The sequence below is a fragment of the Rhizobacter sp. genome (assembly GCF_031412495.1).
In the GTDB taxonomy this organism is placed as follows: Bacteria; Pseudomonadota; Gammaproteobacteria; order Burkholderiales; family Burkholderiaceae_C; genus Schlegelella_A.
Genome location: NZ_JANODC010000359.1, coordinates 1 through 7,427, shown reverse-complemented (window position 1 = coordinate 7,427; position 7,427 = coordinate 1). Strand labels below are relative to the sequence as shown.

Here is a 7,427-nt window from a genome sequence, read left to right as displayed (position 1 = left end):
GCCTTCTTGTGGATCGTGCCCTTGATGGCTTCCTTGGCCGGCTCGGCAGGCTTGGCCTCTTCCGGCTTCTTGGCGACGAGCACCTTCTTCGGCGCCGACATCATGTTGCGGATGGCCGCCGCTTCGTCTTCGGCCGCCTTGCGGCGCTTGGCCAGGTCGGCCGCGCGCTGCTTTTCCTCGTTCTCGACGGTTCCGGCCTTGACCACGCGCAGCGCCGGCTTGACCGGCTCGGTGGCCGCCTTCTCGGCCGCGGCCTTCTGCTCCGCCGCCAGGGTCTGCGCCGCCTTCAGCTCGGCCGCCTTCGCGGCGGCCTTGGTGCCGGCCTTGATGGGCGGCGCCTTGGCCGCAGCCGCAGCTGCAGCCGCGGCTTCGGCGGCTTCGGCAGCCAGACGCTCGCGGGTGCGCTGCTCCACCGCCTCGCGCTCGGCACGCTCCTCGGCTTCGCGACGCCGCTGCGATTCGCGCAGTTCCTCTTCCTGGACGCGCAGGCGCTCCGCTTCGGCGTGCGCTTCCTCTTCGCGCCGGCGCAGCTCGACCTCGCGCGCCTCGGCGGCCGCTGGGTCCTCGATCGCCGCCGGCGCCTCGTCGCGCTTGATGAAGGTGCGCTTCTTGCGCACCTCGACCTGGATCGTCCGCGCCTTGCCGCTCGAATCGGCCTGCTTGATCTCGCTGGTCGACTTGCGCGTCAGCGTGATCTTCTTGCGCTCCGCGCTCGCGGCGGTGCCGTGGGCGGTGCGCAGGTGGTCGAGAAGGCGAGCCTTGTCGCTCTCGGTCACGGAGTCGTCGGTCGACGCCTTGCTGACGCCGGCCGACTTCAGCTGCTCGAGCAGCGCCGCCGGCGGGCGATTCAGCTCGGCGGCGAGTTGGGCGACGGTTGTCGAAGCCATGTGTGTCTATCCTTGCGTTGTCGTCTCTTGCGGGGCCGCCTCAAGCGTCTCCGCGTCCTGCCTGGCTGCTTCTTCGGCCGCGAACCAGTGCGCGCGCGCCTTCATGATCAGGTCCTTGGCGGCCTCGGCGTCGATCTCCGAGATCTCGACCAGCTCGTCGACGGCGAGGTCGGCCAGCTCGTCGCGCGTGTGCACGCCGCCCTTCTCGAGCTTGCTGATCAGCTCCGGCGTCAGGCCGTCGAAGTCGTTAAGGTCCTGCGACACCTCGGTGCCGCGCTCCTCGCGGGCCAGGTCCATCGTCAGGAGCGCGTCCTTGGCACGGGTGCGCAGCTCGTTGACGGTGTCCTCGTCGAAGCTCTCGATCTCGAGCATCTCCTGCATCGGCACGTAGGCGACTTCCTCGAGGTTGGAGAAACCCTCGGCGATGAGGATGTCGGCCACCTCGACGTCGACGTCGAGCTTGTCGACGAAGAGCTTGCGCAGCTGGTCGGACTCGGAGGCCTGCTTGGACGCGGACTCCTCGGCCGACATGATGTTGATGCGCCAGCCGGTCATCTCGGACGCGAGGCGGACGTTCTGGCCGCCGCGGCCGATGGCGATGGCGAGGTTCTCCTCGTCGACGACGACGTCCATGGCGTGGCGCTCCTCGTCGACGACGATGGACTGCACGTTGGCCGGCGCCAGGGCGCCGATGACGAACTGCGCCGGGTCCTCCGACCAGAGGACGATGTCGACGCGCTCGCCGGCCAGCTCGTTGGTGACGGCATTGACCCGGCTGCCGCGGACGCCGACGCAGGTGCCGATCGGGTCGACGCGCCGGTCGTGCGAGACGACGGCGATCTTGGCCCGCGAGCCCGGGTCGCGCGCGCAGGACTTGATCTCGAGCAGCTTCTGCTCGATCTCGGGCACTTCCTGGCGGAACAGCTCCATCATGAAGCCGGGCGAGCTGCGCGACAGCAGGATCTGCGGGCCGCGCAAGGTCGGATCGACCTCGGCGATGTAGGCGCGGACGCGGTCGCCGGTGCGCAGGTTTTCCTTCGGAATCATTTCCGAGCGGCGCAGGCGCCCCTCGATCCGGCCCGACTCGACGATCACGTCACCCTTGTCGAGGCGCTTGACCGTGCCGACGAAGATCTTCTCGCCGCGCGAGAGGAAGTCGGTCAGGAGCTGCTCGCGCTCTGCGTCGCGGATCTTCTGCAGGATGACCTGCTTGGCCGCCTGCGCACCGATCCGGCCGATCGAGACCGACTCGACCTGCTCCTCGATGTAGTCGCCGACCTCGATGTCGGCGATCTGCTCCACCGCCTCGAAGTGGAGGACCTCGGAGTCCGGCAGTTGCAGCCCGGCCTCGTTCGGCACCACGTGCCAGCGGCGGAAGGTCTCGTACTCGCCGGTCTCCCGGTCGACCGAGACGCGCATGTCCACTTCGCCGCCGTGCAGCTTCTTCGAGGCCGACGCGAGCGCCGCCTCCACGGCCTGGAAGACGATCTCGAGGTCGACGCTCTTCTCGCGCGAGATCGCGTCCACCAGCATCAACAGTTCACGGTTCATTGGATCCGACCTCCGTCTGCCTCTTCATGCCGGGCAGGCGCTTCGCTGGCCCGGCCGGGCGCCGCAAGCCGGCCGCCCTTGAAATCGATCACCGGGATGAGGCGCGCCTCGCGGACCTCGTCCAGCGTGAAGTCGAGCACCTTCACTTCCTCGGCAGCGCTTTGCGGCGCTGCCACGCCCGCGGCCGCGGCCCGCGCCTGTGCCGAGCGGCTGGCGGCGTGCTTCTTGGCGGCCGCCGCGGGGGCGGTGTCGGCCAGCACGATGCGCCACCCGGTACCGTTCGCCAGCAGCTCGCCGCGGAAACGCTTGCGCCCCTTGAACGGAACCTTCAGCGTCACCTCGACCTGCTCGCCGGCGAAACGGGCGAAGTCGGCGACCGACTTCAACGGCCGGTCCAGGCCGGGCGAGGACACCTCGAGCCGCTCGTACGCCAGGCCCTCGACCTCGAGCACGTGCTGGAGCTGCCGGGTCACCCGCTCGCAGTCTTCGACGGTGATGAACCGCTCCGCCGCGCCCGCGGGCGCCGCCGGGTGGTCGATGGTCACCCGGAGCAGCCCGCCCGGCCCGCGCTCGATCTCGACGAGCTCGTAGCCCAGCCCGGCAACGGTCGCATCGATGGCAGCTTGGCTCATGAGAGGAGGCAGGCCTGGTTGGAGCAAAGGGAGGTGCAGAGTGGATCAGCCAAAAAAAATGGGCCGGAAGAACCGCCCACTTGACGCTTTCTAGGAAAGAGCGGAATTGTATCCGCTCCCTCAAATAGCGGCAAGATGCCCTGGTGTCAAGCGGACAGGAAGCCGCGGCGCCCCATGCCAGAATTCCGGCCCTTCCGCCCTCTCTTCCGCCTGGACGCACCGCATGGGATTTCTCGCCGGCAAACGCCTCCTGATCACCGGTGTCCTGTCGAACCGGTCGATCGCGTACGGGATCGCCCGGGCCTGCCGTCGCGAGGGGGCCGAGCTCGCCTTCAGCTACCAGGGTGAGCGCTTCAAGGAGCGCGTCGGCGACTTCGCCGCCGAGTTCGGCTCCTCCCTCGTGTTCGACTGCGACGTCGCCGACGACGCCCAGATCGACGCCATGTTCGGCGCCCTGGGCGAGGCCTGGCCGACCTTCGACGGCTTCGTGCACTCGATCGGCTACGCGCCCAAGGAAGCCATCGCCGGCGATTTCCTCGAGGGCTTGTCGCGCGAGGCCTTCAGGATCGCCCACGACATCTCGAGCTACAGCTTTCCGGCGATGGCCAAGGCCGCCGCGCCCCGCCTGTCGCCGAGCGCCGCCCTCCTTACCCTGACTTATCTGGGGGCGCTGCGCAGCGTTCCCAACTACAACACCATGGGTCTGGCCAAGGCATCGCTCGAAGCGGGGGTCCGTTACCTCGCCACCAGCCTGGGACCCCGGGGCATCCGCGTCAACGGCATCTCGGCCGGCCCGATCAAGACGCTGGCGGCCTCGGGCATCAAGGGCTTCGGCAAGATCCTCGACGTCGTGGCGCAGAACGCGCCGCTGCGCCGCAACGTCACCATCGACGACGTCGGCAACACGGCGGCCTTCCTGCTCTCCGACCTCGCCGCGGGCGTCACCTCCGAGATCGTCTACGTCGACGCCGGCTTCAGCCACGCGATGCCTGGCGCCGCCTGAAGCTGCCCGGGCAGAGCCGCGCTACCGCACGCAGTCGACGTAGTACTTGTCGCCCTCGACGGCGACGCCCTGCAGCTCCTTCATCGACATGAGGCCGTGCACGTCGGTGTCGAAGCCGGGGAAGGCCTTGTTGAAGGACCGGGTGAAGCGCAGGTAGTCGACGATCTTGCGGTTGAACCGCTCGCCCGGGATGAGGAGCGGGATGCCGGGCGGATACGGGGTCAGCAGGGTCGTCGAGACGCGGCCTTCCAGGTGGTCGATCTCGACCCGCTCGGTCTGGCCGTGGGCGATGCACGCGAACGCGTCGCTGGGCTTCATCACCGGCTGGATGTCGGAGACGTACATGTCGGTGACGAGCCGGGCGATGTCGTCCTTGGCGTAGAAGTCGTGGATGCTCTGCGAGAGATCGCGCAGGCCGATGCGCTCGTACTGCGGGTGCGCAGCGGTGAACTCGGGCATCACCTTCCAGCACGGCTGGTTGCGGTCGAAGTCGTCCTTGAACTGCTGCAGCGCCGTGACCAGCGTGTTCCAGCGGCCCTTCGTGATGCCGATGGTGAACATGATGAAGAAGGAGTAGAGGCCCGTCTTCTCGACGACGACGCCGTGGTCGACGAGGAACTTGGTGACGACGGCCGCCGGAATGCCGGTCTTGGCGAACTTGCCGGAGACGTCGAGCCCGGGCGTGATGATCGTGCACTTGATCGGGTCGAGCAGGTTGAAGCCGTCCGCGATGGCGCCGAAGCCGTGCCACTTGGCGTTGTTCTTCAGCATCCAGTCGGCGCTCGTGCCGATGCCCTCGGCGGTGAGCTTGTCGGGGCCCCAGACGCGGAACCACCAGTCCTTGCCGAAGTCCGTGTCGACCTTGCGCATGGCGCGCCGGAAGTCGAGCGACTCGGCGATGCTCTCCTCGACGAGGGCGCGGCCGCCGGGTGCTTCCATCATCGCCGCCGAGACGTCGCACGACGCGATGATCGCGTACTGCGGGCTCGTCGAGCTGTGCATCAGGTAGGCCTCGTTGAAGAGGTGCGGATCGAGCTTTCGCGTCTGCGAGTCCTGCACGAGCACCTGCGAGGCCTGGCTGATGCCGGCGAGCAGCTTGTGCGTCGACTGCGTCGCAAAGACGATCTGGTCTTTCGGGCGCGGGCGGTTCTTGCCCATGGCGTGGAAGGTGCCGTAGAACTTGTGGAAGGCGGCGTGCGGCAGCCAGGCTTCGTCGAAGTGCAGCGTGTCGATGTAGCCGTCGAGCGCGTGCTTGATCGTCTCGGTGTTGTAGAGGACGCCGTCGTAGGTGCTCTGGGTGATCGTCAGGATCCTCGGCTTGAGGCTCGTCGTGACGCCCTGGAGCAGCGGGTGGGCGGCGATCTTGGCCTTGATCGCCTCCGGCATGAACTCGCTCTGCGGGATGGGGCCGATGATCCCGTAGTGGTTGCGCGTCGGCCGCAGGAACACCGGCACCGAGCCCGTCATGATGATCGCGTGCAGGATCGACTTGTGGCAGTTGCGGTCGACGACGACCACGTCGCCCGGCGCGACCGTGTGGTGCCAGACCATCTTGTTGCTCGTGCTCGTCCCGTTGGTGACGAAGTAGCAGTAGTCGGCGTTGAAGATTCGCGCGGCGTTGCGCTCGCTGGCGGCCACCGGGCCGGTGTGGTCGAGCAGCTGGCCGAGCTCGTCGACCGAGTTGCACACGTCGGCGCGCAGCATGTTCTCGCCGAAGAACTGGTGGAACATGCGCCCCACCGGGCTCTTCAGGAAGGCGACGCCGCCCGAGTGCCCCGGGCAATGCCAGGAGTAGGAGCCGTCCTGGGCATAGTTGAGAAGCGCCTTGAAGAACGGCGGCGCGACGCCGTCGAGGTAGCCGCGCGCTTCCCGGATGATGTGCCGGGCGACGAACTCCGGCGTGTCCTCGAACATGTGGATGAAGCCGTGCAGCTCGCGCAGCACGTCGTTTGGCAGGTGCTGCGAAGTGCGGGTCTCGCCGTAGAGGTAGATCGGCACCTCCGAATTCTTGAAGCGGACCTCGGTGATGAACTTGCGCAGGTTGAGGATCGCCGGCGCCAGGTTGGTGTCGTCGCCGAGGAACTCCTCATCGTCGATCGAGAGGATGAAGGCGCTGGCGCGGCTCTGCTGCTGCGCGAACTGGGACAGGTCGCCGTAGCTCGTGGCCCCGAGCACCTCGAAGCCTTCCTTCTCGATGGCGGCGGCAAGCGCACGGATGCCCAGGCCCGATGCGTTCTCGGAGCGGAAGTCTTCGTCGATGATGACGATCGGAAACTGGAAGCGCTGCATCGGCGGCCTTCGGGTTGGGCAATTTCGGGAAGGGCGCAGTGTAGGGCCGCATGCCGCCCTACACTGCCCGTCGTCGCACGCCGTCCCGGAGGCCACGTTGGACTTCTCCCCTGCAACCTGGTGGTGGGTGGCCGCCGGTCTCGTCGTCGCCGCCGAGCTTGCCACCGGCACGCTGTACCTGCTCATGATCGGCCTCGGGCTGGCTGCAGGCGCTGCGGCCGCCTATGCGGGCCTCGCTGCGCCCGCCCAGCTCGTCGCCGCAGCGGTGGTGGGCGGCGGGGCCACTGCGGTGTGGCACTGGCGGCGGCTTCGACGGCCCGGCCCCATCCCTGCGGCCAGCAACCGCGACGTCAACCTCGATGTCGGCGAGCGCGTCCGCGTGGCCACCTGGGCCAGCGACGGCACCGCGCAGGTCCAGTACCGCGGATCGCTCTGGTCGGCCCGGCTTCAACCCGGCTCTCCGGCCGCGCCCGGCGAGCATGTGGTCGCCGCGGTCGAGGGCAACTGGCTCGTTCTCGCCCCCTCGTCCCACTGAATCCAATGGAGCATCGATGACCGAAGTCGCCCTCGTCATCGCGGTCGTCGCCGCGATCTTCATCTTCCAGACCTTCAAGATCGTGCCGCAGCAGCATGCCTGGGTTGTCGAGCGGCTCGGCAAGTACGACCGCACGCTGACGCCGGGGCTGAGCTTCGTCATGCCCTTCGTCGAGCGCGTCGCCTACAAGCATTCGCTGAAGGAAGTGCCGCTCGACGTGCCCAGCCAGGTCTGCATCACGCGCGACAACACCCAGCTGCAGGTCGACGGCATCATCTACTTCCAGGTGACGGACCCGATGCGGGCGAGCTACGGCTCGTCGAACTACGTCATGGCGATCACCCAGCTGGCGCAGACCCTGCTGCGTTCGGTGATCGGCAAGATGGAGCTCGACAAAACCTTCGAGGAGCGCGACCAGATCAACGCCTCGGTGGTCAGCGCCCTCGACGAGGCGGCGACGAACTGGGGCGTCAAGGTGCTGCGCTACGAGATCAAGGACCTGACGCCGCCGGCCGAGATCCTGCGCGCGA

General features: G+C 67.9%; 7 protein-coding genes. 3 read left to right on the top strand and 4 right to left on the bottom strand.

Annotated elements, in window-relative coordinates; all coding sequences use genetic code 11:
• The 3 genes from AC30N0_RS13205 to rimP all read right to left on the bottom strand — a co-directional run.
• Positions 1 to 887: translation initiation factor IF-2 associated domain-containing protein (locus AC30N0_RS13205; RefSeq protein WP_489518371.1), on the bottom strand; the 887-nt coding region annotated here is incomplete at its 3' end.
• A 6-nt stretch (positions 888 to 893) separates the two neighbouring features.
• On the bottom strand, positions 894 to 2,438 hold the full coding sequence (nusA, locus tag AC30N0_RS13200; protein ID WP_489518370.1) for a transcription termination factor NusA: 1,545 nt from the start codon (positions 2,436 to 2,438) through the stop codon (positions 894 to 896).
• Positions 2,435 to 3,070: a ribosome maturation factor RimP gene (rimP, locus tag AC30N0_RS13195; RefSeq protein ID WP_489518369.1), complete on the bottom strand. Its 636-nt coding sequence runs from the start codon at positions 3,068 to 3,070 to the stop codon at positions 2,435 to 2,437. Before rimP ends, nusA begins: the two co-directional genes overlap by 4 nt.
• A gap of 223 nt (positions 3,071 to 3,293) precedes the next feature.
• Here rimP and fabI point away from each other — a divergent pair, with 223 nt between their 5' ends.
• Entirely contained in the window at positions 3,294 to 4,073 is a 780-nt protein-coding gene (gene fabI, locus AC30N0_RS13190) for an enoyl-ACP reductase FabI (RefSeq protein ID WP_489518368.1), read from the top strand.
• A gap of 21 nt (positions 4,074 to 4,094) precedes the next feature.
• Here the strand turns inward: fabI and AC30N0_RS13185 are convergent, their stop codons facing one another.
• Positions 4,095 to 6,362 carry an Orn/Lys/Arg family decarboxylase gene (locus AC30N0_RS13185; protein ID WP_489518367.1) on the bottom strand — a complete coding sequence of 756 codons (2,268 nt, stop codon included), beginning with the start codon at positions 6,360 to 6,362 and terminating at the stop codon, positions 4,095 to 4,097.
• A gap of 97 nt (positions 6,363 to 6,459) precedes the next feature.
• On the opposite strand from AC30N0_RS13185, the gene AC30N0_RS13180 reads away from it, so the two are divergent.
• Positions 6,460 to 6,897 (top strand): NfeD family protein, encoded by a 438-nt coding sequence (locus AC30N0_RS13180; RefSeq protein WP_489518366.1) that lies wholly within the window; start codon positions 6,460 to 6,462, stop codon positions 6,895 to 6,897.
• 16 nt (positions 6,898 to 6,913) lie between these two features.
• Positions 6,914 to 7,427: paraslipin (locus AC30N0_RS13175; protein WP_489518365.1), on the top strand; the 514-nt coding region annotated here is incomplete at its 3' end.